The following is a 21,616-nucleotide window of genomic DNA, read 5'->3' as shown; positions in this document are numbered from 1 at the left end:
CGCTCGGCCGAAGGTGAGGATGTCTCGATGGCGCAGAACGGAGAGCCAGGCTTGGCGCGGCTCTTGCGTGCGGTGAGCACAGTTCGGGTTCCCGATGCGGTGCGCGCAGCGTTCGAGGCCGATCCCGGCGACCCCGCGCCCGGGCAGGTGTGGCGGACGAGGTGGAACGAGGTGGTGGAGCTGGTCCTTCTCCTCAAGGTTGGGGACGAGGATGTGCTTGCCGCTCCGATTTCGCTGGACGACCGCTACGCCGATGAAGAAACCCTGATCCTGCGGGCAGCGCAGACCTCGCTGGCGACGACGGTAGCGGTATGGGGGGGATTGACCCGGCATCTGCCGATGCACGTCCTGGACCGGCGGCTGGGTGCCACCGAGGTCGATGTTACCGACGGCGGCTGGATCAACCGTGCGATTGATGCCGGTGCCGCGCGCGGCCGGGCAGCGGTCAGCCCTCTGGACCCGGTGCACGCGGTTCAGGCTCGCATGGCCGATGCCCTAGAAGTTTTGGCCCGAGCACGCTGGGCGCCGTCAGGTTCGGGTGGCCTTGGGCGTCTGCTCGCGGCAGCGCAGCTCGGCCCGCCTCAGTTAATCAACCTGCTCGACGTGAGTCCACAGACTGCCCTTGCGCTGCGCCGCGGGCAGGTAGCAGCGACCCCGGACCAGGCGGCAAAGCTCGCGCTGGTACTGAATATGCCCGACTGGGCGATCCTGGAAGCCAATCCCGCGCCGTCGCGACGGCTAGTACAGAAGATGAGCCGTCCTCGCCGCCGTGCACAGGTCAACCGACTGGCGGCACGCCGTGGGATCGAAGAGAGCACTGCCTGGCTGACCGCGGCCTACTCAGTGAACGCGATAGCCGCCCGGCAGACCGGCCCGCAGGTCGAACCAGCATGGGACGAACGTATCGACCAGTACTTCCACATCGCGTTGGAGTCCTGATGCCCACCGTCGCACGTGACCTTGTCGCGCGGCAGGCAAACGCCATGGCTGAGGCGCTGGAGACGCTCCTTCCGGGGATGCGCGATCAGCTTGCGGAAGCTCCATTCGCAGTACTTGAGTCCCGGAGCGACCTCGTCGTCCGGATGGTGCCCGAGGCACGGACCAGGCCAACTGCTGCCGCTCCGGCCTGTAGCGTCGCGGGGGTCTACGTGGACGACAAGGTGCCGCCGGTCCTCGCCGTTGCCGAGGCCGCCAGCGCGGGGCGCCGGGCGTTCACCGTGCTCCACGAGCTCGGCCACCATCTGCAACGCACAGAGACAGCGCTCATCGGCCTGTTGCTGGAGCAGCCCGACGACGGGCTGATGCTGGAGGAAGCGGCCTGCGATGCGTTCGCCGCTGATGTTCTCCTGCCGGCTGATCTTGTCGATCGGTTCATCGACCACCGCGGCCCAACGGGACCACAGGTCGTGGATCTGTGGCACGCCTCGACCGCATCGCGCGCGGCGGTCTGCGTCCGGGCCGCGCAACGGCTGGCAAGCCCCGGCCACGTGGTTCTGCTTGACCCCGATGGCGCGGTCTCATTCGCCGCCAGCCGAGGATTGCCGCCCCTGGCTCGAGGGAGCCGTCAAGAGACGGTGGCAACGGTTCGCGAGGCGTACGGCCGCGCCGGCCGGGCAACCGGACGTACTCGCCTGCGCTACCGCGACAGCATTCTCGGGGAGGAACTCCACGCCCAAGTCGTGCCGATGGGCGGCTACCTGCTGCTGGTCGCTGTCACCGATGCCGCTGCCTGGGAGAGGCTCTCGCTCCCGGCACCTCGCCCTGGCCCGGTCGCCGCCGCGCGGATTTGCGACCACCCCGACTGCGGCCACGAGTTCCGCTCCTTCGACGCCCCGTGCTCTCGTTGCGCGCGGCCTGCGTGCCCAGAGTGCGGGCGGTGCGGCTGCGAGCCCCGGGTCCGCGAACGGACCTGCGCAGGCTGCTTCCAACGGCTACCCGCGTCGCTGTTCACGGGCTCCTCCACCCGGTGCGACGACTGCGCCTGAGGAGATTTCTTCGGCGCCGGCCAGTCGGAGCGAGTTACGTCGTCTGTCTCAGGTGAGAGGCGGGGGTCAGCTGTGTCTCTCCGGGGACCGCGCTACGCCGACCACGCGAACCTCGCCACCCTTGGGTCGGCGGTTAGGAATCAGATACGCACATGGCACCGCGAACAACGGTGGGGGCCTTCGACGAGTTCGACGCCTCGCTGAACCTTGACCCGCGCGAACGGGAGCAGGCTGAGCGTCGCCACCAGGAGATCACCGACGTCCTGACTGCGGCGGGTATCGCCAAGTCGACCTTCTTGCAGGGCAGCTTCGCCCGCAAGACCATGCCCAAGCCGCTCAAGGACGTCGACATGGTCGTGGTCCTGGCCGAGGTCTACCGCCCGCGGTGGTTCGGCTCCGGGCGGGGTGGCCCGGCCGCGGCGATGGCCGCGATCCGCGCCGCCGTCGCAGCCCACTGGCCCGAGGCGCGCTTCGACGTGGACAAGCAGCCCGCTCACGCGCTCCAGGTGACCTTCCCCGACTGCACCTTCACCATCGACCTGGTTCCGGCCTTCGAAGACCTGAACGGTGGCGAGGACGTATTCATCGCTGACCGGGACCTCGACCGGTGGGAGCGGTCGAACACCCGCACGCTGCGACGGGTGATCAGCGAACGCAACCTGACCACGACCGGGGTCTTCGTGCACCAGGTCCGTATGGGCAAGGCGTTCAAGTCCCACCAGCCCGCGCTGGAAAAGCTGTGCGGCCTGGTCATCGAGTCGCTGTGGTACGCGGCGATCACGAAGAAGATGTCGCACGCCACCGCCATGGCCACCGCCTTCGAGCACGCGGCCTCGGCAGTTCTGGGAGAGGTGCGCGATCCGACCGGCGTCGACGATCTTGCGAAGGACTGGACCCCGAGCGAACGCTACACCTTCAGTCAGACCTTCGCGCTCGCGGCTAAGCGTGGCCAGGAAGCCCTGCGGTTGGCCGCCGACGGCGAGCACCAGGGCGCGATCGAGGTCTGGTTCGCACTGTTCGGCGAGCCGTTCCCGGCACCGTCCGCGCAGACCGCAACCCAGGCGCTGTCCGCGCTGAAGGCGGGCAGCATCACCTCCACCGGCCGTGCCGTGACCTCGCAGCGCGGCGCGCAGACGAACCGGCCGGCGAGGTCATGGCGTACCCGGTGAGCGCGGTGTTCGACGACCCCGCCGCAGCTGCGGACCACCTCCTGCGCCACGCCGACGTGTTCGGCGTGGCGCAGGCCACCGGCCGGACCGGGCCCCTCGGCTCCGCACTGCTCGAATTGACCCTGGTGCCGCTCCCCGCGCTCGCAGCCGAGGACTACCCGATCGAGCAGGTCCGGCTGGTCATCATGCCGCCCGGCGACCGTGTCCACGCCTATCCGCGCACCGGACGCGGCCGACCCTACAAGCACCGCAACCCGCAGATCGCGGACCTGTGCCTACAGTACGACCGTGACGATCCCGCCCTACGATGGCTGCCCGCCGACGGCCTGGAACCCTTGGTCACCCTCGTCCACCGGCACCTGATCTTCGAGGAAACCTGGCGCCGCACGGGCGATTGGCCCTGCGAAGATGCCCCACACGGAGACGACCGGCGCGCCCCGCACCGCGTCGCCACCACCACGATGCGAAGGGAGCTTGCTCGGTGGTCGCGGACCTAACGATCGTCGCCCAGCCTGCGGCCAACACCGGACCCGGACAGGCGCCCGCCCTCACCATCGCCCTGTCCATCCTCGGCTCCAGCGTCGTCGCCGGCCTGATCGGCGCCATCCTCGGCAACACCCGCGCGAACGCCACCGCCCGCCGCGAGCGATACGCGCAGGCCGTACGAACTCTCGTCGCCTGGGCCGAATACCCGTACCGCATCCGCCGCCGCACCACCGACGAGGCCGCCACCCTCACCGCCCTAGCCGACCGAGGGCACAGCCTGCAGGAACAGCTGGCAGAGTCCCGCGCCTGGATCGCCGCGGAGAGCCGTGCCATGAGCGAGGTCTTCGACGGCTGCCTGCGCGAAATCACCGCACTCGTCGGACCAGCCTGTGGCACCGCCTGGCAGGAGGCACCCATCGCGACGAGCGCCGAGATGAACCTCGGCGACTTCGGGCCCCGCGGCATCGATCGCATCGTCGCGCGCATGGAATGCGCGGTCATCTACCGCTTCGGGCTCCGCCGCCTCATGTGGCGGCGGTGGGTGATACGCAGACTCCGCCGCCGAGCATGCCTCCCCGAGGCATCCGGTTCTGCAGCCCAGAAGTCCTGAGCCTGTGACTGCAGGTCGTCGCCCCGATCTCGTGATCTTTGACTGCGATGGGGTGCTCGTCGACAGCGAGGTGATCGTTGCGGGTGTGCTGGCGGGATACCTACGACAGTTCGACGTCGAAATCACCGACGAGGAGTGTGAGCGGGAGTTCGCCGGCCTATCCCAGGAGAAGGCCACCGAGCGCGTGCTCGCGCTACTGGGCACGTCCGCCCCGGCAGGATGGTTCGACTCGCTCACTCGGTCCGTTGACGTGGCCCTTCGCGCTCGGGTGCGTCCGGTGCCCGGTGTGCTGGACGTGATCCGCCTGCTCGATGTTCCGTTCTGCGTGGCGTCGAACGGGCGCCCCGAGAAGGTGGCCCTCACGCTGCGGACCAGTGGGCTCGCACGGTACTTCGAGCACCGGATCTTCACCGCCGCCGACGTCGCGCACGGCAAGCCGGCCCCGGATCTGTTCCTCTTGGCCGCTGAGCGCTGCGGGGCCAACCCGCGGCGCTGTGTGGTGGTCGAGGACAGCGCGTCCGGGATCGCCGCCGCCCGGGCGGCTGGCATGCGCGTACTCGGCTTCGTGCCGGCCAATCAGACGCTCGACGGCGCTGACGCGCTCTTCACCGACATGGCGGAGTTGCCGGACCTGCTCAGTCTGCCGATGAGCTGACAGGCCGGGCATCACCACTTGGCAAGGCCGACAAGGACATCGACCAGGCTTGACCGCATAGTAATGTCGTGGCATGGGTTCTACGGCGCGTAAGGTCTCGCTGACGGGCATCAAGCCGACGGGCGAGCCGCACCTCGGCAACTACGTCGGTGCGATCCTGCCCGCGCTCGACCTAGCGGACAGTTACGAGTCGATGTACTTCATCGCCGACTACCACGCGCTCACGACGGTCCGTGACCCCGCCCTGCTGCGGCACTACACCCGCTCGGTGGCCGCGACGTGGCTGGCCGCGGGGTTGGACCCAGACCGGACCACTTTCTACCGCCAGTCCGACATCCCCGAGATCTTCGAGCTGTCGTGGGTGCTGTCCTGCATGAGCGCCAAGGGACTCATGAACCGGGCGCACGCCTACAAGGCGGCGCGCGACCGCAACCGAGAGGCCGGTCGGGAAGACCTCGACGCGGGCGTGAACATGGGCCTGTTCAACTACCCAGTACTGATGGCCGTCGACATCCTGATCGTCGAAGCCGACGTGGTTCCAGTCGGCCGCGATCAGCTTCAGCACGTCGAGTACGCCGCCGATATCGCGGGCTCGTTCAACAGCATCTATGGCGACCGGTACAAGCTGAAGATCCCGAAGCCCGTCGTGCCCGAGGAAGGGACCGCTCACACGCTGCCCGGCACCGACGGCCGGAAGATGAGCAAGTCCTACGGCAACACGATCCCGCTGTTCGCCCCCGAGGCTGCCTTGAAGAAGGTGATCCGTCGGATCACGACGGACAGCGTTCCGGTGGAGGCGCCCAAGGAGCCGGAATCCTCGTCCGTGTTCACGCTGTTGGAGCGCTTCGGCGACCCCGCCGTGGTCGCCGAGACCCGGGCTCGCCTGCTCGCGGGTGGAATGGGCTGGGGCGAGGTCAAGGCGCAGCTGACCGAGGCGCTCAACGAACGGTTCGCGCCGATGCGCGACCGTTACGAGGCGCTTATGGCGTCGGGCAGCGAGCTTGACGACCTGCTGGCGCACGGCGCGGACAAGGCGCGCAAGCAGACCCGTCCGGTGCTGGAGCGGGTCCGCGACGCCATCGGGATCAGTTGAGCTCACTCTCCTCTTCGAGGGAGCTGACGACGCGTTCGGCGCAGTGCCACGCTGTGGTCCACTTCCCGGGTACCGCGACGAGAAGGCTGAGCGCTCTGCTCCAGCCAGCAGGGGGATCACGAAGGTCCGCCACGAAGCTGGTCGGGTCCGCCCGAGCAGTGGAAGGTTCGCAGACGGTCCCCCATTGCAAGCGGAGTTCGGCGTCGGACGAGTGCAGCCCGCGCCGGACGAGTGCCGTCCGCATCCGCGCGTACTCGACCTCGTTCGTCCCGTACTCGCCGTTGATGCTTGGCAGCCCAATGCGCGCGTCGGTGCGATCGGGACTGATGGCCAGAAGGTCATCGTCGAGCCAGTAGGTCAAGGCGGTCGGACGAATCCCGGCGTGCCGACCCCAGGCGATGCGGCGCTGCCGGAGCGTGTGCGCGATGCCCGTCTGGGCCAGCAAGTCGGGGATGTCGGCACCGGCCGCCAGCACGATCAGGTCCTGCCTACCGCCGTAGTCGTCGACAGTCACCATCCCCGTCTCCGGGTCCCGACGCAGTCTGGCCTGACACCGCGCCAGCAGCGACACGCCGGAGTCTCGTGCCAGCGCGGTCAGGCGGGCGTGCAGGATGTCGAGGTCGACGCTGAAGTCCGGTACGCGGAACGCGGCTGCTGGCGGGCGCGTCGCCGCGAAGGCTGGGTGGCTTGGGTTGATCTCTTCGACGTCGATGCCGATGTGCTGCCAGGCGGTGCGGTACCTGTCGACAGCCTCGGCGGTGTTGAACAGGGCGTAGCCGCGCGCCTCGCCGACCTGGGCGGGGCGGAGCAGTTCGTCCGGCCATTCGTTCCGGTGGTGCCAGCAAGCCTGAGCGACGTCGGGTAGAACCGGTGCCAGGACTGCACCGGAGTGCAGCTGACCGAAGTTTGCCAGCGAGGCCCCCCGCCGTCCGTCGCCGGCACAGGCGACGTCGAACCCTCGCCGGGCGGCGGTGACGGCTATCGCGAGGCCACACAGTCCGGCACCGATGACGAGAATCTTCTTCGTCCGGTCAGGCATGAGGCGGCGTTCCTCCTCCGTCTGGGGTCGAGACGGCGTGGTCGCGGACGATCGTGACGTGGTACCGGTCGGCGAAGCGGCGGACGAGCTCGGCCGGAGCGAGATGGTGGTCGACGCGGCGTCGTAGCTGGGGTGGAGACAGACCCAGTCGGGAGCGGGCCGCGCTGCGGTGAGCGCGCAAACTGTTCCGATCGGTTAGCAGGCACTGGAGATGAGCCCTCAGCACGGCTGGAATCGGAGGAGCGATCTGGCCGTCGGCGGCGTCCGGGGCGTCACCGCCGAGGTTCGGCACCTTGACGATGAACGCGGAGTCGGGCGCCACCTCTACGGCCGAGTGCAGCTCGTTGGCGGCGTGGTCGAATGACCACCTCGGCCAGCGCCGCGGAGTTGCGTCGTCTGCTGCTTGGCGCAGGATGGGCAGGAGCAGCGCGATTCCGGGTATGCCGGCGTGGGCGTAGGTGATGACTTGGCGCCGTTTGGCCAGCCCGTACGGTGTTTGGTAGAGGCTGGGAGCGAGGACGGCGGTGGTGCTGGCGGCGATCAGGTGGGGCTGGGCGGAGCACTCTCGGAGACGGTCGCGCAACCGCAGCACGGTGTCGGTCGCGGCGTGGACGCTACGCCGCATGCCATCGACGCCGCTGCGGTCGAGGACGAGGTCTACCACGACCACGCGCTGCGGACCGCCGCATCGCTCGCTGACGGCGGTGACGACCCTGGCCTGATCCCCGCGATCGCTCAGCTCAGCGGTGATCCACTCGACGGCGGATGACTGGCGGGTGCCCGGTGAGCGCGTCACAGCGATTGTGTCGACGCCGGCGGCCGACAACAGCGGCACCAACCGTCGGCCGAGGCGGCCGGAGGCGCCGAGGACCACCACCGCCGGCTTCACGACGCGCACTGCTTCCACAGCGTGGCGTACCGGTTGAAGGTGTCGCAGAACTCGGCCCGGACCTCGCGCCACTGGCCTCGTTGAGTGTCTCGGTCGGCGAACGCCTCCCGCGCGGCAGCGGTACCGGCGGCGTCCCAACCGCTGGCCAGTTCGATCGCCGAGAGCAGCGCCGGCTGGCTGTCCCGGTCATCGCTCAGCACCCGCTCGGCTACCTCGTCCGGCGTCATGTTGAGGTGGATGCTCGACGTCGGAATGCTCTTAGACATCTTGGGATAGCCCGCGAGGCCCTCCAGCACCCGGAAGTAGAGGGCACCGATGTTCCCGGTCCAGCCAAGACCCAGCTCTCCGGCGTCCGCCTGGCGGTCGAGAACGAGACGGGCGAGATCGGTGAAGTACGCCTCCTCCATGCCGGAGACCATGAGGACATGCTTGGCGCCGTTGTCGAAGGGTCCGAGCACGTCGGCCACGGTGTAGAGCGAGTCGGTGACCACCCCGATCTCGCTGCCGAGCAGCCCGTGGTCGGCGTACAGCTCCAGCAGGCTCTCGCGGTGCTCCTGAAAGTCGGCTCGGGACAGGTAGCGGGCGATGCGGCCGGCGCGGACGAGGTTGGCGTGATCGAGGTGAGAGCGCAGGTCAGTGACCTCGCGGTCGAGCCCGAGCGCGACGAGGAAGGCGATCATCTGGTCGCGGACCTGGACCAGGGTCGACCAGGCGACGTTGCGGGAGTTCCACGCGCCGAGGTCGGAGACGATGACCGTCATCGGCGCGTGGAGGCGCCGCTGGAGTTCTACCGCGCCGAGCATCACCGACAGGGTGCCGGCGGTCGGCGCGTTCGTTGGGCCGAACCCGGTGACGATGGCCATCGAGTCGCGCACTTCAGGCTCCAGCACCGGTACGGCACCGTCGATGTGAGTGAAGCGGATCGCGGCCGGTCCCAGGTGCCCGGCGACAGCCTCGGTGGTGTGCTGATCCATCGGGATGGCTGGCATCTGTCCTCCTTGGTGTGGGGTTAGCGGCTCTCGGACAACGCCCTGAGCAGGCGTATGGCTCCGCCGGAACGTCGGGCATGCCGTACGCGATCGAGCGAGTCGTCGGTAAGGGCGTCGGGGCCAACGATGAGCGCGGCGTTCAGCTCGACAAGGCTGGTGGCGGGCGAGTCGCCACCCGGCGCGAGTGCCTCGGCGGCGAGCGCGGCGTTGGCCGCGTGAGTCGGTCGATGGGCAACGGCGGTGCGCCACCCCGTTGCGGGGGCGCTCTTGGCGCGAGTGGTCGAATCGACCAGCTCGGCGTTGGCGCGCGCAAGGCGGACGGTGCCGACACCGCAGTACTCGTCGACTGTCTCCCCGTCGGTGAGATCGGTGGAGACGACCGTCCCGGCGACCACATCGGGACGGATGGCTCGGAGCGCGCGTGCCGACAGCTCCACATCGGGGTGGGCGAGACCGAACAGGAAGCGGGAGGCGCTTACGCACAGCGTCGCCACAGGCATGAAGAAGCTCGCGGGATTGATCGAGTTGAAGACGCCGTCATACCTGTCCGCGTACCGGGGACAGAAGAGCGGATAGGAGACGAAGGCGATGTTGTGCCGTTGTAGCGCGTCCGGTATGCCCGCCGGGTCGATGACCGGCCTCATCCGTAGGACGTCGAGGATGTCCGCCGCGCCGGAGATTGCGGACACCGAACGGGAGACACCTTTGACGACGGGGGTGCCGGCCGCGGCGGCGAGGATCGCCGCGGCGGTACTGACGTTGAACGTCTTGAACTGTTCCTTGCCGCTGCCGGCGACGACCACCGTGCCGTCCTGCACGGTGACGGGTCGCGTGACGTGTCTGCGGAGCACCGGATCGAACTCGACAACCTCGGTCCACCAATCGAGCAGGTCCGACGCGCTGAGGTGACCGCCCCCGATCAGGCCGGTGCACCATCGACGCCATCGCTCGTTCGAGGTCGGTGACCTGTCCTGGAGGAAGGAGCGGAGAACCTCCCGGCTGAAGTCAGAGGGGCCGCTGTTCTTTTCAGGGGCGGACCTGGCCGCCGTGGCGCTGGTCATCTGCGATCTCCCGTCGAGGGGTGGCAGGACTGACGGAGACGATGAGATCCGCGCGGCCGACTCCCGGCGCCAGCCTGCGACAGCCGGGAACGGATCAACCTGACCCCCACCTCCGTCGATCAGTAGCCTTCCGCCGACGCAGCGTGAGATGAACGGTGTCGATGTCAGCCGGTGTCAGCCGACACCGTCGCCCGGACATGTGAGGCCCACGGATGGCTGAATTAGGGTGGGTCTATGACCACGGACGCCCGACGGGCCAGCGAGTGGACGATTCACGGCGAACGCGTCATCGATGACACGCGACGCGCGGTACTCAGCGTCGCCGACGTGGAGCTACCGGACGGCGTGCGCTTCGAGCAGTACGTGCTGCGGGTGCCGTCTGCCGCGATGGTGGTTGTTCTCGACGATGCCGACCGGGTCCTGATGATGTGGCGGCACCGGTTCATCATCGACCGCTGGGTGTGGGAACTTCCCGGCGGCTACCTCGACCCGGATGAGGACTCGGCCGTGTGCGCCGCCCGGGAGGTTGAGGAGGAAACGGGCTGGCGGCCCAAGAACATGGAGCCGCTGATCGCGTTCCAGCCCATGGTGGGAACGATCGACCAGGCAAACGTCGTCTACCTCGCCCGGGGCGCCGAGCCCACTGGCGCGGCGCCGGACATCAACGAGACCGAACGGCTCGGATGGATTCCGCTGGCGGAGGTGCAGCAGCGCATCGAGGCCGGCGAGATCGTTGGCGCGGGGTCCGTGACGGGGTTGCTCGCGACGCTGCTGGCGAAGGCGTCCGGGCGGATCTAGGCAGACCGCAGAAGCGGCAGGACCCGCTCGCTGAACTCGTCCACGGCGGAAAGCCCCTGGTACGGGCCGAGCCGATCTGCCAGGTCGGCAAGGTAGTCCCGTGCGCGGCGCGAGTGCAACCGCTCCGCGGCCGTGGCCGCCTGCACACCCACGACAGCCGCCTGCTCGGGATCACCGCACTGCACGTGAGCCACCGCCAGGAGCGCCAGGTTGAACTGGCGTCCGCGGGCGTACGTCTGGCCGTCCATGTCGAGCGAGCGGACCGCGAAGCGTGCGGCTGTCTTGCCCTGCCCGAGGGCGGTGAAGCAGTGCCCGAACTTCGCCGACAGGTACGCCTCGTCGAAGTAGCCGATCCACTGCGGGTCGCTGCCGCGCTCCGCACGGTCGAACGCGCGTTCAGCCCGGTCGAGCGCGGCGGCACACGCCGCCTCGTCGCCGCCGACCGCGTAACCCTGCGCTTCGAGTACCGCCGCTTCCGCCTCAATCGCCGCGACCCCGGCCTGAGCCGCCATCGAACCGGCGGCACGGGCCAGATCAACCGCCTCCGTCGAGGCACGAAGGTAGGCAGCCTGGTGGCTCATCGCCGCCATGATCTCCGCACCCAGCGGTCGGTCGCCCGCTGCGGCAGCCAGTCGTAGCGCCTGCACCATGTATCGCTGCGCGAGCCCGTGTAGGCCGGCGTCGTACGACGACCAACCGGCCAGCTGTGTCGCCTCGGCAGTAGCGGACATCAGGGCTCGGCCTGTCCGCTGGTCGTACCGACCGCGTAGCAGTTCAGCCACCTCGGTGTCGAGGAAGCGCACCATACTGTCCCGGACCCGCGTCCCGCCGTACTGGTTGTCCAGCGACCGGTAGACGCCCGTGACGCGCCGTACGGCTTCGATCTCCGGTTCCCCGACGAGGCGCTCTCCAGCGCTCGCGGGCGACTCGTCCAGCGGCGCGGTCAGCCAGCGCACGGCTGGTGAGAGATACGCCGCCGCACTGAAGCCGACGCCTCGGAGTAGATCCCGCCGTTGCATATCGTCCCGCCACAGCTCGGTCGCGACGGCAACACCGCGTTGCCAATCCGCTGCGAACTCTAGCCCCGGAATCGTGGCGCCACCGGCGTTGACCGCGCCTGCTGAGGCCTCGCCGCCGTCGGCTGACGCTGCGGAAGCCAACGCGAGCAACTCCCCGCCCGCGCCCAATGCTGCCTCGAGAAGCGCCAGCACGGAGGGGCTCGGACGCTTCAGGCCGGCCTCCAGATCCCACAGATAGCCGTGAGAGCAGTGGATCTGCTGACCAAGTCGGCGCAGAGACAGCCGGCGCTTTGTGCGCAGCGCCTTCAGGCACGCCCCGAACGCTGGATCGATAGCTTGCCGCCCAGACATGGCATGCAACCCCCGAACGTCGGTCGGCTGGACACGTGCGGCTACATCGCTTCCATCGATGGACGCTACCTCTTCGGACAGCGACCGCGCCAAAGCAATCAGTTACCACCCTGTCAGGCGTGGACCTGGCGCGACCGACCCCCGTTGCCGTACAGCCCCAACTTCTATCGAAAGGCCGTATTCGTGATGCCCACGATCATCTACTCGAACGGGTCGGCAAACCTCGCTGACCCACCAGCACCCCATCGTCTCTACGTCGACAGCGACGGGCTTGACCTCCCGTTGCGGGTCCTGCTGGGTCTCCCACTTGGCGTCCCTCTTCAACAGGACCCCCGAACGGACCCTCTGGTTCGGCTCACAGCCCAGGTCAGGGCCGCTGTCAGCACTGTCTGCCGTGCTGCGACAGACCCTCCGACTGGGTCTCTCCCCCCTGGGTGGGTGGTGGCGCATGCCTGATCAGCTGCTTCGGGTGCAGGCTCAGCTCACCGACCGCGACCTCGTCCTGCTCGGCTGGCTGGCCGACCACGGCGTGCTCACCTCCTTCCAGATCGCCGAAGCCCTCTACCCGTCGGTTGACTACGCCCAAGAGCGCCTGCGGGCGCTGATGAAGAAGTTGGAGGTGGTGGACCGGTTCCGGCCGCAGAAGCCCGACGGCGGCTCCTACCCGTTCCACTACGTGCTGGCGCAGCTCGGCGTCGAGGTCGTCGCCGCGCAGCGCGGCGAGGACCTGCCGCGTAAGGATCAGGCCCGCAAGAGGCGGTGGCATCTGACGAGGCGGGCGAACCTGCCGCACCTGCTCGGGGTCAACGGCTTCTTCACCGCCCTGGCGGGTCACGCCCGCACCCATCCCGGTAGCGAGTTGGTGCGCTGGTGGCCGGCGGGACGCTGCCAGCAGATGGGTGCCTTCGCCGAGCCCGACGACGACGTCACCGTGCGCATCTACCAGCCGAGGTCACGGCCGGACGGGCACGGCATCTGGGTCGACGGCGACCGCAGGGTGCCGTTCTTCCTGGAGCACGACCTCGGCACCGAACGGCCGCTGTCCCGCCTGGTCGACAAGATCGACGGATATCGGGAACTCGCGCACGTCACCGGCCGGATCTGGCCGGTGCTGTTCTGGCTGCACTCCCCAGCCCGCGAGCGGCACCTACACCAGGAACTCGCCGCCGCCGGGACCATCTACCCGGTGGCCACCGCCGTGCACGCCGACGTCACCGACATCAACCCCGCCGAAGCCGTGTGGTGGCTGCACCGCCACCACGGGGCGCCGATGCGCCTAGCTGACCTCCCCGCCGCCGACAGCCGCACCGAACAGGCCACCTGACCCCAACGGCAACCCACCCCTGGTGACCGGACACGCGCCCACACAGGCCGCGTCAAGGGCCATCACGCCGCTGAGCCCCGCAGGCCAGCGGGCGCGACGGCTGCTTCCCGAACCGCGATGACGGCGGCGGCCGGCAAACACGGCAGCGATTAGCCGCAGCCACGCCTCTCCCGCCCGACGGGGCGCGAAAGATACCTCTGCTCACGCCGTGACAGCAACGCTTCGCATCTGTCAGTCGCTCTCTGGCGCCCTGTGTGAGTTTCCGTGAGTCGCTGACAGTCCGCATCGCCTCCCGGTGACAGCGCGCCGAGGTATCGTCCCCGCCTCTCACGCGGCAGCAGCGCGACCCGTCATGAGTCGCCTCTTCCGCATCAATCGGATCGATCGCGCGAATCCGCGCAGGAAAGGAAACCACATGAACGAAGGACTCCGACCCCAGCAGCTTCACACGCTTTTCGGAGGACCGTGGCCACCGCGCCGTATGACGACGAAAACGCCGTCCGGAGCTATCCTGACGAACCGCATCCCGGTACCGCCACCAATAACGGCGGTGCGAAACACGTCCCCACCAACGAAAGAAAAACGACGATTCCGATGCGGATCGCACGCATCGACACCATTCCCATGACCGCCGAAGACCTCGACAACGCCGCCGAAGCCCTCGCCGTCCTACTCAACCACTTCTGGCGCGCGAGCACCCCGACCTCGCCGCCTGAACCCCCTCGCCCAACGCCAGCAGCGGCCCACCACCGGGCGATTCGCCGCCAGCCAACCCCCACCGCAACCCCGCACGGAGGAACCACCTCATGGCAGGCAAGCCCACCCCCACCAGCCCACCAAAGCGGCGCGGCCGACGCGCCCCCACCACCACCCAGCCGGACGGCTCGACCGGCCCGTGCCGGGTATGCATCTACATCCGACGCTCCACCGACGACGAACACCAACCCTTCAGCCTCCTCGCCCAACGCACCGCCCTGCGACGCTACGTCGACAACAACCCCGGCTGGGTCATCGTCTACGAATTCGAAGACGACGCCTCCGGCGCCACCACCGAACGCCCCGGCCTCAAAAAGGCACTCGACGCGGCGAAAGCCGGCCTCTACGACGTCCTCCTCGTCTACCGAGTCGACCGATTCAGCCGCAGCCTCGCCCACTTCGTCGACCTCGCCGCCACCCTCGACGCGCCAACGTCCGCGTCGCCTCCGCCACCGAACCCGTCGACACCGGCGGCCCGGTCGGCCGCATGATGCTGCAATTCCTCGCCGTCTTCGCCGAATACGAACGGAACATGATCATCGACCGGGTAAAAAGCGGCATGACCGCGAAAGCCAGCAAAGGCCGATTGGCCGGCGGCACCCGCCCCTACGGCTACCTCGTCAACCCCGACACGCAGCGTTTGGTGCCGCACCCCGACGAGGCACCCATCCTGCGGGACATCTTCCGCCTCTACACCCGCGACCGGCTCGGGACCCGTGCCATCGCCACCGAGTTGAACTCTCGCGGTGTTCCGAACCGCACCGGCAAGAAGTGGTCCGGACACACCATCAACCGGATCCTGGACAACCCCGCCTACCTCGGGGACATCGCCTACCGCGACGTCTACGTCCCCGACGCCCACGAGCCGCTCATCGACCGGGACACGTTCCGCCGCGCCCAGGACATCGCCGCCGCCCGCGGTGACGTCCAAACCCAGCGGGCCATGTCCGACTCGGACTACTACCTCACCGGCCTACTCACCTGTCCACGCTGCGGACAGCGCTACATCGGCACGTCCGCCAAAGGCCGCACCCGCCGCTACCGCTACTACACCTGCTTCACCCGCACCCGCTACGGCAAACACGCCACCTGCACCGCACCCCGGCTCCCCGCCGACGACCTCGACCACATGATCCTCAAAGCCCTACTCGACTTCTACACCACCGCCGAACCCGTCCTCGCCGCCATGATCCAACGCGCCCACGCCCAACACGACACCACCACCGACGACCGGCGCGCCGAACTCACCGCCACCGCCAACCAGATCACCACCACCGAGAACGCGATCGACCGGTATCACACCGCGTTCGAGAACGGCACCATGGACGACGCCACCGCCGGCCCACGCATCCGCGAACTCCGCCAGCGGCTGGCCCAACTTCATGCCCGGCACACCGAACTCGACGCCGGCCTGACGTCCCAGCCCGCGCCCCCGCTGCCCGGCACCGTCGCCCGCATCCGCGACCACCTCAGCACCATCATGACCAGCGGCACCGCCACCGAACGCAAAGCCGCCATCGAGACCCTCATCGCCGAAGTCCAACTCACCGACCAGGGAGTCGTACCCGTGTTCAAGATCCCCACCGACACGACAATGCCCCCGCCCGAGACGGACGGGGGCACCTCTCAGGAGTACCACCGGTTCGCACAATGGTGCGGTCGGTGGGGCGGGCGGGACTCGAACCCGCGACCGAGGGATTATGAGATCAAATTGCCCGTCCCACCGGCCTGGGCACATGGCCGTCTAGCAGCGGGAACACCTTTCGGCATCTCGCATTACTCGCCCACTGTCCGTCGACCTCTTGCGGACTGGATGCGGACCGCCCACCTATGGATGGTCCGCTCGGTAGCTCGGCTCGACGGGCCGCAGACGGATCTGAGGCCGCTCATCGATATGAATGATCTCGAACTCGGTTACGGTGCCGAGCGTCGGCCACTGCGCCGCGTCGCAGGGCAGCACCAGGACATCCGCGAAGCCCTTCACGGCAAGACCGAGGTCGACACCGACCCCAATTACACCGGGACTTGGAACCCAGCACACGCGACCGGTCAGGCGTTGGCCTACGCGCAGCTGCGTGCGTAGTTCACGCCAGTCCTCGCTGCCGTCATCGCCACCACCCACGACGCGATCATCGCAGCCCGTACCGCCAGTTTGGAAGAGCGTGCTCAAGCGGTGGTGATGCCCGAAACGCCTGCGGCCGGCGGCAGAGCCGGATGCCGTTCGTGCCCCGTCATGACCGCTCGGCGCCACGGTTACTGGCCCGTGGATGGCCCGCACCGGTGCGAGCGGGTTGTCCTGACCAACGGATAACCTGCCCTATGCCCATCATCGATCTAGGTGCGCCGGCCCGTCCCCCGTCGCCTCGCAGAACGACAAACCCTCCGTTGGCGGCAGCGCTGGCGGTATTGGGGCTCGGGAGCCGCAGCTGGGAGCCCTTGGAATCGCCGCACGGAGAAACCGGGGCAATTGATGGCCTCAAGATCAAGGGCCGCATTTCGGGGGTGGATGAGCGGTGGTGATGCAGGTTGTCTGCATTGGAAACCGTGGAAGCGATTTGCCGCAATCGGTACTTAGTCTCACGGCAAATTCTGAATCCACCAAGTTTCAGCTATCAGTCGGCAGTGTTTATGCGGTATACGCGATGGCGATCAGGCAGGGGAACCTTGGGCTCCTTGTGCTGAACGACTACGCTCGGCCGGTCTGGTCTCATGTCGAACTGTTCGAGTTTATTGACGCCTCGCTGCCGTCAGGCTGGAGCTTTACCACCCTGGAAGAGGAAGTTTTCGGCATTCGTGCGCTGTGGGGCTACCGCAGCTTGATTCAAAACCATTCGCATAATGATGACTTGATGGAGCGTAAGCGTAGCGCCTGGAAGGACTTTTTAATCGACAACGAATGGGCAACCCGAGAAGGCCCAGATCAAGGCAAGATGCGAATGCTGAATGAAATGTTCCAATCTGGACGGAGGTTCTTAAGGCCACGTGATAGGGAGTATGGAGGGCGCGGGCGGAAGTCGCTCGGCAGTGACCCGGCTTGACCTGCCTCGCCACGCTGGTTGCCGCGCCCAGGAGCTGACCGCCGTTGACCGTCGTCTTCCTTCCCAACGGGCACGCGGGCACGGGCCGACTGTCGGCTTGGGAATGGCCGCCAAACTGCCCCCATCCCCCGGATGGGTGCCAAGACTGCGGCGGCCGGTCGGGGTCAAGGGTGGCCGTAGGCCATCGGCGGGCCGACGCGCAGCGCCCTTGACGCCGGACGGGCGGCGTAGAGGATCGGGCACCCGGGGGATGGGGCACCCCCTGGTCCTCGTCGTCATCGAACCGCGAGCGGTGCCCACGAGAGGCCGAGGGCAAGCAGCTCTGCTGCGCGGCAGCCGATCGCCCTAACCCTGACGGCGAGCAACCCCGACGGCGATCGTTCCGCCTCAGCCCTTTATGCCCTTGTTGGTTCCGCCAGCGTGGCCGGCCGGCCCGGCCGATGCCGGCCGGAGGTCGCCAGCAGGCCGGGGCCGGGCCGGCGCGGCCCGCTTGCGGGCCGCCTTGATCGGGCGGCGGGTCGTGCTGCTGCGGACTCAGTGCGGACTGAAGGTGTCGGTCCGGACCTCGACGCGGTTCGTCCGGGTCGTCGCCAGCATGGCTGAACAGGGCGTTTGCGTGGTGGGGCGGGCGGGACTCGAACCCGCGACCGAGGGATTATGAGTCCCCTGCTCTAACCGGCTGAGCTACCGCCCCGATACCGCGCCGGATCGTATCCCGCTCGACGGATCACCGGCCACCACCGAAACGGCCGACAAATGGCACCCGACCGGCACGATGGGCTACGCGAGGATAACAGTCAGCAGCGCTCGGCACGGTCCCCCGCACCGCGCCGGATCAGCCCACCGCGCGCAGTTCCGCCAGCACCGCTCCCGCCGTACGCCAGCCGCTGGCCAGCGCCCCTTGGATCGATGGACTGTCCCGGTGGTCGCCGGCCACGAAGAGGCCGTTGCCGAGCGCCACCGGCTTGCGCAGCCGCCTCTGTGGCGGCGGCGCGGCGGGCAGCGCCTCGGGGACCTCGACGGTCGTCAGGTGGGTCCAGTCCGCTGTCGAGCGTCCGTAGAGCCGGTCCAGTTCGCGCCGGATCGCCGGCTCCGGCGGGGCGTTCGGACCGACCACGGAGGTGGCCACCAGGTGCCAGCCGGCCGGCGCGTACGTCGGCGCGGCGTTGCTGACCACGACGGTGTTGGCGACCAGCTCCCGCCGGTCCCCGTCGAGGAGCAGGATCGGCTCGTCCAGGGGCGCCTCGGTGGTGCTGTGGTAGTAGGTCGTGTAGCTGTGCATGCGTACCCGGGCCAGGGTGGGCAGCAGCATGCCCGCCGCGGGCGGGTCGACGGCGACCACGACGGCGCGGCAGCCGATGTCACCGGCCTGGGTGCGGACCCGGCCGGGTGCAACCTCGGCGACCGGGGTGTCCAGCTCGATCAGGTCGGCGGGCAGCGGCTCGGCGACGGCCCGGGGCAGCGCGGCCATTCCCCGCGCGGGCAGGCCGATCCGGCCGCGTGCGAAGGAGCGCAGGATCATCGCCAGCACGTGGCTGGAGGTCTCCAGCTCCCGGTCGATGAGGACGCCGGAGAGGAACGGCCGCAGCAGCTCCTCGATGATCGCGTCGGAGAGCCCGGCCCGGCGCAGCGCCGCCTCGGTGGTGGTCTCCGGCGCGGCGAGCAGCCGGCTCTTCGGCAGGGTGGCGCAGCCGGTGGCGAGCGCGGCGAAGCGGAGCCGGTCGAGCAGCGAGCCGACGCCGGCCAGGGCCGTGCCTGGCGCGGCGCCGGGCGCGCGCAGCGGGTTGACCAGCCGGTCGAGCCGCTCGCCGCGGCGGACGAGCACGCCGGAGGTGAACCGGCCCAGCTCCAGGGTGCCGACGTCGAGCAGGGTGCCCAGCCGCGGGTAGGCGGTGTTCAGCACCTGGAAGCCGCGGTCCAGCAGGTAACCGTCGACCGCGTCGGTGGCGACCCGGCCGCCGAGCCGGTCGCCCGCCTCGAGCAGCCGCCAGGGCACGCCGGCGCGGTGCAGCCGCCGGGCGGCGGCCAGCCCGGCGAGGCCGCCGCCGACGATGACGACGTCCGTCTCAGCCAGCATGTCCGGCCTCCGTCTCGGTCCGGGCCGTCCGCGACAGCCGGCTGGGCCACCAGATCTTCGGCCCGATGTCGTACGACAGCGCGGGCACCAGCAGTGAGCGGACCACGATGGTGTCCAGCAGTACGCCCACCGCGACCGCCACGCCGAGTTCCACCAGCACCACCAGCGGGAGTACGGCGAGTGCGGAGAAGGTGGCGGCGAGCACGATGCCGGCCGAGGTGATCACCCCGCCGGTGACGGCGAGGCCGACCAGCACCCCGCCGCGGGTGCCGCGCTTGACCGACTCCTCGCGGACCCGGCTCATCAGGAAGATGTTGTAGTCGATGCCGAGGGCGACCAGGAAGACGAACGCGAAGAGCGGGAAGGACGCGTCGACCCCGGGGAAGTCGAAGGCGTACCGGAAGATCAGCGCGCAGAGGCCGAGGGTGGCCAGGAACGACAGCAGCACGGTGGCGATGAGCAGCACCGGGGCGAGCAGGGCGCGCAGCAGCAGGGCCAGGATCACCGCGATGACCAGCAGCACCACCGGGATGATCACGTTGCGGTCCCGGGTGGACGCGGCGGAGGTGTCCACGTTGATCGCGGTGAACCCGCCGACCACCGCGTCGGCACCGGCGACCCGGTGCACTGCGGCGCGCAGGTCGCGGATGGCCTGTTCCGCGCCGTCGCTGTCCGGCGGGTCGGCGAGGGTCGCCTCCAGCTGCACCTTCCCGTCGACCACCTTGGGCGGGGCATTCTCCTCAGGCGGGCCGGTCCGCTGGTCGGTGACCGGGCGTACGGCGGCGACGCCCCGGACGCCCTGCGCCACCCGGGCGACCTCCTGGGCGGTCTGCTGGTTGGTGAAGATGGTCGCCGGGCTGCCGGTGCCGGCCGGGTAGTGCCGGGCGATGACCTCCTGCCCGGCGACCGAGTCGGTGCGCTCGGTGAACAGGTCGGACTGGCCGAGGGTGGTGACGCCGAGCTGGGTCAGGCCGAGGGTGAGCAGGGCCAGCCCGGCCGCGGTCGCCAGCCAGACCGGCCGGGCGTGCCGGGCGACGAAGCGGGCTACCCGGCTCCAGATGCCGTGCTCGGTCTGCGGGTCGGCCTGGTCGACCCGGGGCCGGCGGGGCCAGAACGCCCACCGGCCGCCGAGCAGCAGCAGCGCGGGCAGGAAGGTGAGCATCACGAGCAGCGTGGCGGCGATGCCGACGGCCGAGACCGGGCCGAGCGCCCGGTTGGAGTTGAGGCTGGACAGCAGCAGGCAGAGCAGGCTGACGATCACGGTGGCGCCGGAGGCGATGATCGCCGGGGCGGCGCCCCGCCAGGCGGTCTTCATCGCGTCCCAGGGGCGCTCGTGCCGGTGCAGTTCCTCCCGGTAGCGGGCGATGAGCAGCAGCGCGTAGTCGGTGCCGGCGCCGAAGACCAGCACGGTCAGGATGCCCTGCGCCTGCCCGTTCAGCTGGATCACGTCGTGCTTCGCCAGGTAGTAGACGAAGACCGCCGCCAGCGCGTACGACAGGCCCGCCGCGAGCAGCGGGAAGATCCAGAGCACCGGGCTGCGGTAGACGATCAGCAGGATCACCAGCACCACGACGAGGGTGACCAGCAGCAGCGGCCCGTCGATCGCGCCGAACACCTCGATCAGGTCGGCGAGCAGCCCGGCCGGTCCGGCGACGTCGACGGTGAGTCCGTCCCGGTCGCCGCCGGCGATCCGGCGCAGCTCATCGACCACCCGGCCGATCTCCTCGCCGTCGGCGTCGTCGATCGGTACGACCACCTGGAGCGCCTGACCGTCCTGGCTGGGGATCGGCGGCGGCAGCGGTCCGATCACGCCCGGGACCTGGGCGAACCGCGCGGCGTCGGCGGTCGCCCGCTGCTTGTCGGCGTCGGTGACGCCGGAGCTGCGCTCGTAGACGACCAGCGCCGGGGTGCTCTGCCGCTCCACGAAGCGGCCGGCGAGGTCCTGCGCCCGGGTGGCCTCGGCCTCGGCGGGCAGGAACGAGGCGTTGTCGTTGGTGGCGACCTCGCCGAGCTTCCCGGAGTACGGCCCGGCGATCCCGCCGACCACCAGCCACCCGAGCACCACCAGCACCGCGATCAGCGTGGCCGCGCCCGCGCCCCGTCTCCCGGCCATCTCCACCCGTCCCTTGAATCGACGCACCAATCGACGCACCGAAAGACTAAGCCGACATCGCCCATCCTGCCGCCCGAGCCCACCCCACCGGGCCGAAACCAGACCCTCGGCCGGCATCGTGCTCGCCGCCACCTTCTCCGCACTCGCCGTACTCCCGCTGGTGG

At 69.2% G+C, this 21,616-nt stretch carries 18 protein-coding genes, 1 tRNA gene and 1 pseudogene; 12 read left to right on the top strand and 8 right to left on the bottom strand.

Going from position 1 to position 21,616, the window contains the following annotated elements; translation table 11 throughout:
* The first annotated feature begins 27 nt into the window (after positions 1-27).
* The 7 genes from ACSNN7_RS07385 to ACSNN7_RS07355 all read left to right on the top strand — a co-directional run bounded on the left by ACSNN7_RS07385 (position 28) and on the right by ACSNN7_RS07355 (position 5,998).
* Positions 28-939 (top strand): hypothetical protein, encoded by a 912-nt coding sequence (locus ACSNN7_RS07385; protein ID WP_436679895.1) that lies wholly within the window; start codon positions 28-30, stop codon positions 937-939.
* Positions 940-1,148: 209 nt separating this feature from the next.
* Complete coding sequence (locus ACSNN7_RS07380) at positions 1,149-1,985, top strand: ImmA/IrrE family metallo-endopeptidase (RefSeq protein ID WP_436679894.1); 837 nt, start codon at positions 1,149-1,151, stop codon at positions 1,983-1,985.
* 170 nt (positions 1,986-2,155) lie between these two features.
* Positions 2,156-3,154 (top strand): SMODS domain-containing nucleotidyltransferase, encoded by a 999-nt coding sequence (locus ACSNN7_RS07375; protein WP_436679893.1) that lies wholly within the window; start codon positions 2,156-2,158, stop codon positions 3,152-3,154.
* On the top strand, positions 3,151-3,651 hold the full coding sequence (locus ACSNN7_RS07370) for a hypothetical protein (RefSeq protein ID WP_436679892.1): 501 nt from the start codon (positions 3,151-3,153) through the stop codon (positions 3,649-3,651). Before ACSNN7_RS07375 ends, ACSNN7_RS07370 begins: the two co-directional genes overlap by 4 nt.
* Positions 3,636-4,250, top strand: a complete 615-nt coding sequence (locus tag ACSNN7_RS07365) for a hypothetical protein (protein ID WP_436679891.1) — start codon at positions 3,636-3,638, stop codon at positions 4,248-4,250. The genes ACSNN7_RS07370 and ACSNN7_RS07365 overlap by 16 nt, the downstream gene beginning before the upstream one ends.
* Before the next feature lie 4 nt (positions 4,251-4,254).
* Positions 4,255-4,905, top strand: a complete 651-nt coding sequence (locus ACSNN7_RS07360) for an HAD family hydrolase (RefSeq protein ID WP_436679890.1) — start codon at positions 4,255-4,257, stop codon at positions 4,903-4,905.
* 73 nt (positions 4,906-4,978) lie between these two features.
* Positions 4,979-5,998: a tryptophan--tRNA ligase gene (locus ACSNN7_RS07355; protein WP_092380476.1), complete on the top strand. Its 1,020-nt coding sequence runs from the start codon at positions 4,979-4,981 to the stop codon at positions 5,996-5,998.
* Here ACSNN7_RS07355 and ACSNN7_RS07350 read toward each other — a convergent pair.
* The 4 genes from ACSNN7_RS07350 to ACSNN7_RS07335 are packed head-to-tail and all read right to left on the bottom strand — an operon-like array spanning position 5,991 to position 9,976.
* On the bottom strand, positions 5,991-7,037 hold the full coding sequence (locus ACSNN7_RS07350; protein WP_436679889.1) for an FAD-dependent oxidoreductase: 1,047 nt from the start codon (positions 7,035-7,037) through the stop codon (positions 5,991-5,993). The two genes, ACSNN7_RS07355 and ACSNN7_RS07350, sit on opposite strands and share 8 nt — an antisense overlap.
* Positions 7,030-7,935 carry an NAD-dependent epimerase/dehydratase family protein gene (locus tag ACSNN7_RS07345; RefSeq protein WP_436679888.1) on the bottom strand — a complete coding sequence of 302 codons (906 nt, stop codon included), beginning with the start codon at positions 7,933-7,935 and terminating at the stop codon, positions 7,030-7,032. The genes ACSNN7_RS07350 and ACSNN7_RS07345 overlap by 8 nt, the downstream gene beginning before the upstream one ends.
* The gene (locus ACSNN7_RS07340) at positions 7,923-8,915 is read right to left on the bottom strand and encodes a hypothetical protein (RefSeq protein WP_436679887.1); all 993 of its coding nucleotides are present in this window, start codon (positions 8,913-8,915) and stop codon (positions 7,923-7,925) included. Before ACSNN7_RS07340 ends, ACSNN7_RS07345 begins: the two co-directional genes overlap by 13 nt.
* A 20-nt stretch (positions 8,916-8,935) precedes the next feature.
* Complete coding sequence (locus ACSNN7_RS07335) at positions 8,936-9,976, bottom strand: hypothetical protein (RefSeq protein WP_436679886.1); 1,041 nt, start codon at positions 9,974-9,976, stop codon at positions 8,936-8,938.
* A gap of 234 nt (positions 9,977-10,210) precedes the next feature.
* Here ACSNN7_RS07335 and ACSNN7_RS07330 point away from each other — a divergent pair, with 234 nt between their 5' ends.
* Positions 10,211-10,774, top strand: coding sequence for an NUDIX hydrolase (locus tag ACSNN7_RS07330; RefSeq protein ID WP_436679885.1), 564 nt, complete (start codon positions 10,211-10,213; stop codon positions 10,772-10,774).
* Here ACSNN7_RS07330 and ACSNN7_RS07325 read toward each other — a convergent pair.
* Entirely contained in the window at positions 10,771-12,144 is a 1,374-nt protein-coding gene (locus tag ACSNN7_RS07325) for a helix-turn-helix domain-containing protein (protein ID WP_436679884.1), read from the bottom strand. The two genes, ACSNN7_RS07330 and ACSNN7_RS07325, sit on opposite strands and share 4 nt — an antisense overlap.
* Before the next feature lie 448 nt (positions 12,145-12,592).
* On the opposite strand from ACSNN7_RS07325, the gene ACSNN7_RS07320 reads away from it, so the two are divergent.
* The 4 genes and pseudogenes from ACSNN7_RS07320 to ACSNN7_RS07305 all read left to right on the top strand — a co-directional run bounded on the left by ACSNN7_RS07320 (position 12,593) and on the right by ACSNN7_RS07305 (position 17,262).
* Positions 12,593-13,468, top strand: a complete 876-nt coding sequence (locus ACSNN7_RS07320) for a replication-relaxation family protein (protein ID WP_436679883.1) — start codon at positions 12,593-12,595, stop codon at positions 13,466-13,468.
* Positions 13,469-14,274: 806 nt separating this feature from the next.
* Positions 14,275-14,750, top strand: a pseudogene (locus ACSNN7_RS07315) (recombinase family protein); the annotation flags it as partial.
* Between the two features lie 6 nt (positions 14,751-14,756).
* The gene (locus tag ACSNN7_RS07310; RefSeq protein ID WP_436679958.1) at positions 14,757-16,307 is read left to right on the top strand and encodes a recombinase family protein; all 1,551 of its coding nucleotides are present in this window, start codon (positions 14,757-14,759) and stop codon (positions 16,305-16,307) included.
* 430 nt (positions 16,308-16,737) lie between these two features.
* The gene (locus ACSNN7_RS07305) at positions 16,738-17,262 is read left to right on the top strand and encodes a hypothetical protein (protein ID WP_436679882.1); all 525 of its coding nucleotides are present in this window, start codon (positions 16,738-16,740) and stop codon (positions 17,260-17,262) included.
* A gap of 617 nt (positions 17,263-17,879) precedes the next feature.
* Here the strand turns inward: ACSNN7_RS07305 and ACSNN7_RS07300 are convergent.
* From ACSNN7_RS07300 to ACSNN7_RS07290, 3 genes are all read right to left on the bottom strand, one after another.
* Positions 17,880-17,956 (bottom strand) — tRNA-Ile (locus tag ACSNN7_RS07300).
* Between the two features lie 141 nt (positions 17,957-18,097).
* The gene (locus tag ACSNN7_RS07295; protein ID WP_436679881.1) at positions 18,098-19,339 is read right to left on the bottom strand and encodes an NAD(P)/FAD-dependent oxidoreductase; all 1,242 of its coding nucleotides are present in this window, start codon (positions 19,337-19,339) and stop codon (positions 18,098-18,100) included.
* A complete protein-coding gene (locus tag ACSNN7_RS07290; RefSeq protein ID WP_436679880.1) occupies positions 19,329-21,452 on the bottom strand; it encodes an MMPL family transporter in 2,124 nt (707 codons plus the stop codon). Before ACSNN7_RS07290 ends, ACSNN7_RS07295 begins: the two co-directional genes overlap by 11 nt.
* Between the last annotated feature and the right edge of the window lie 164 nt (positions 21,453-21,616).

The organism is Micromonospora sp. URMC 105, assembly GCF_051386295.1.
In the GTDB taxonomy this organism is placed as follows: domain Bacteria; phylum Actinomycetota; class Actinomycetes; order Mycobacteriales; family Micromonosporaceae; genus Micromonospora.
The sequence above is the reverse complement of the archived record's forward strand: the minus strand, read 5'-3'. Positions and strand labels throughout refer to the sequence as shown.

Coding starts and splice junctions, on each gene's coding strand:
- ACSNN7_RS07330 (WP_436679885.1), top strand. CDS start 10,211: ATGACCACGGACGCCCGACGGGCCAGCGAGTGGACGATTCACGGCGAA.
- ACSNN7_RS07290 (WP_436679880.1), bottom strand. CDS start 21,452: ATGGCCGGGAGACGGGGCGCGGGCGCGGCCACGCTGATCGCGGTGCTG.
- ACSNN7_RS07325 (WP_436679884.1), bottom strand. CDS start 12,144: ATGTCTGGGCGGCAAGCTATCGATCCAGCGTTCGGGGCGTGCCTGAAG.
- ACSNN7_RS07355 (WP_092380476.1), top strand. CDS start 4,979: ATGGGTTCTACGGCGCGTAAGGTCTCGCTGACGGGCATCAAGCCGACG.
- ACSNN7_RS07320 (WP_436679883.1), top strand. CDS start 12,593: ATGCCTGATCAGCTGCTTCGGGTGCAGGCTCAGCTCACCGACCGCGAC.
- ACSNN7_RS07340 (WP_436679887.1), bottom strand. CDS start 8,915: ATGCCAGCCATCCCGATGGATCAGCACACCACCGAGGCTGTCGCCGGG.
- ACSNN7_RS07295 (WP_436679881.1), bottom strand. CDS start 19,339: ATGCTGGCTGAGACGGACGTCGTCATCGTCGGCGGCGGCCTCGCCGGG.
- ACSNN7_RS07310 (WP_436679958.1), top strand. CDS start 14,757: ATGATCATCGACCGGGTAAAAAGCGGCATGACCGCGAAAGCCAGCAAA.
- ACSNN7_RS07385 (WP_436679895.1), top strand. CDS start 28: ATGGCGCAGAACGGAGAGCCAGGCTTGGCGCGGCTCTTGCGTGCGGTG.
- ACSNN7_RS07350 (WP_436679889.1), bottom strand. CDS start 7,037: ATGCCTGACCGGACGAAGAAGATTCTCGTCATCGGTGCCGGACTGTGT.
- ACSNN7_RS07335 (WP_436679886.1), bottom strand. CDS start 9,976: ATGACCAGCGCCACGGCGGCCAGGTCCGCCCCTGAAAAGAACAGCGGC.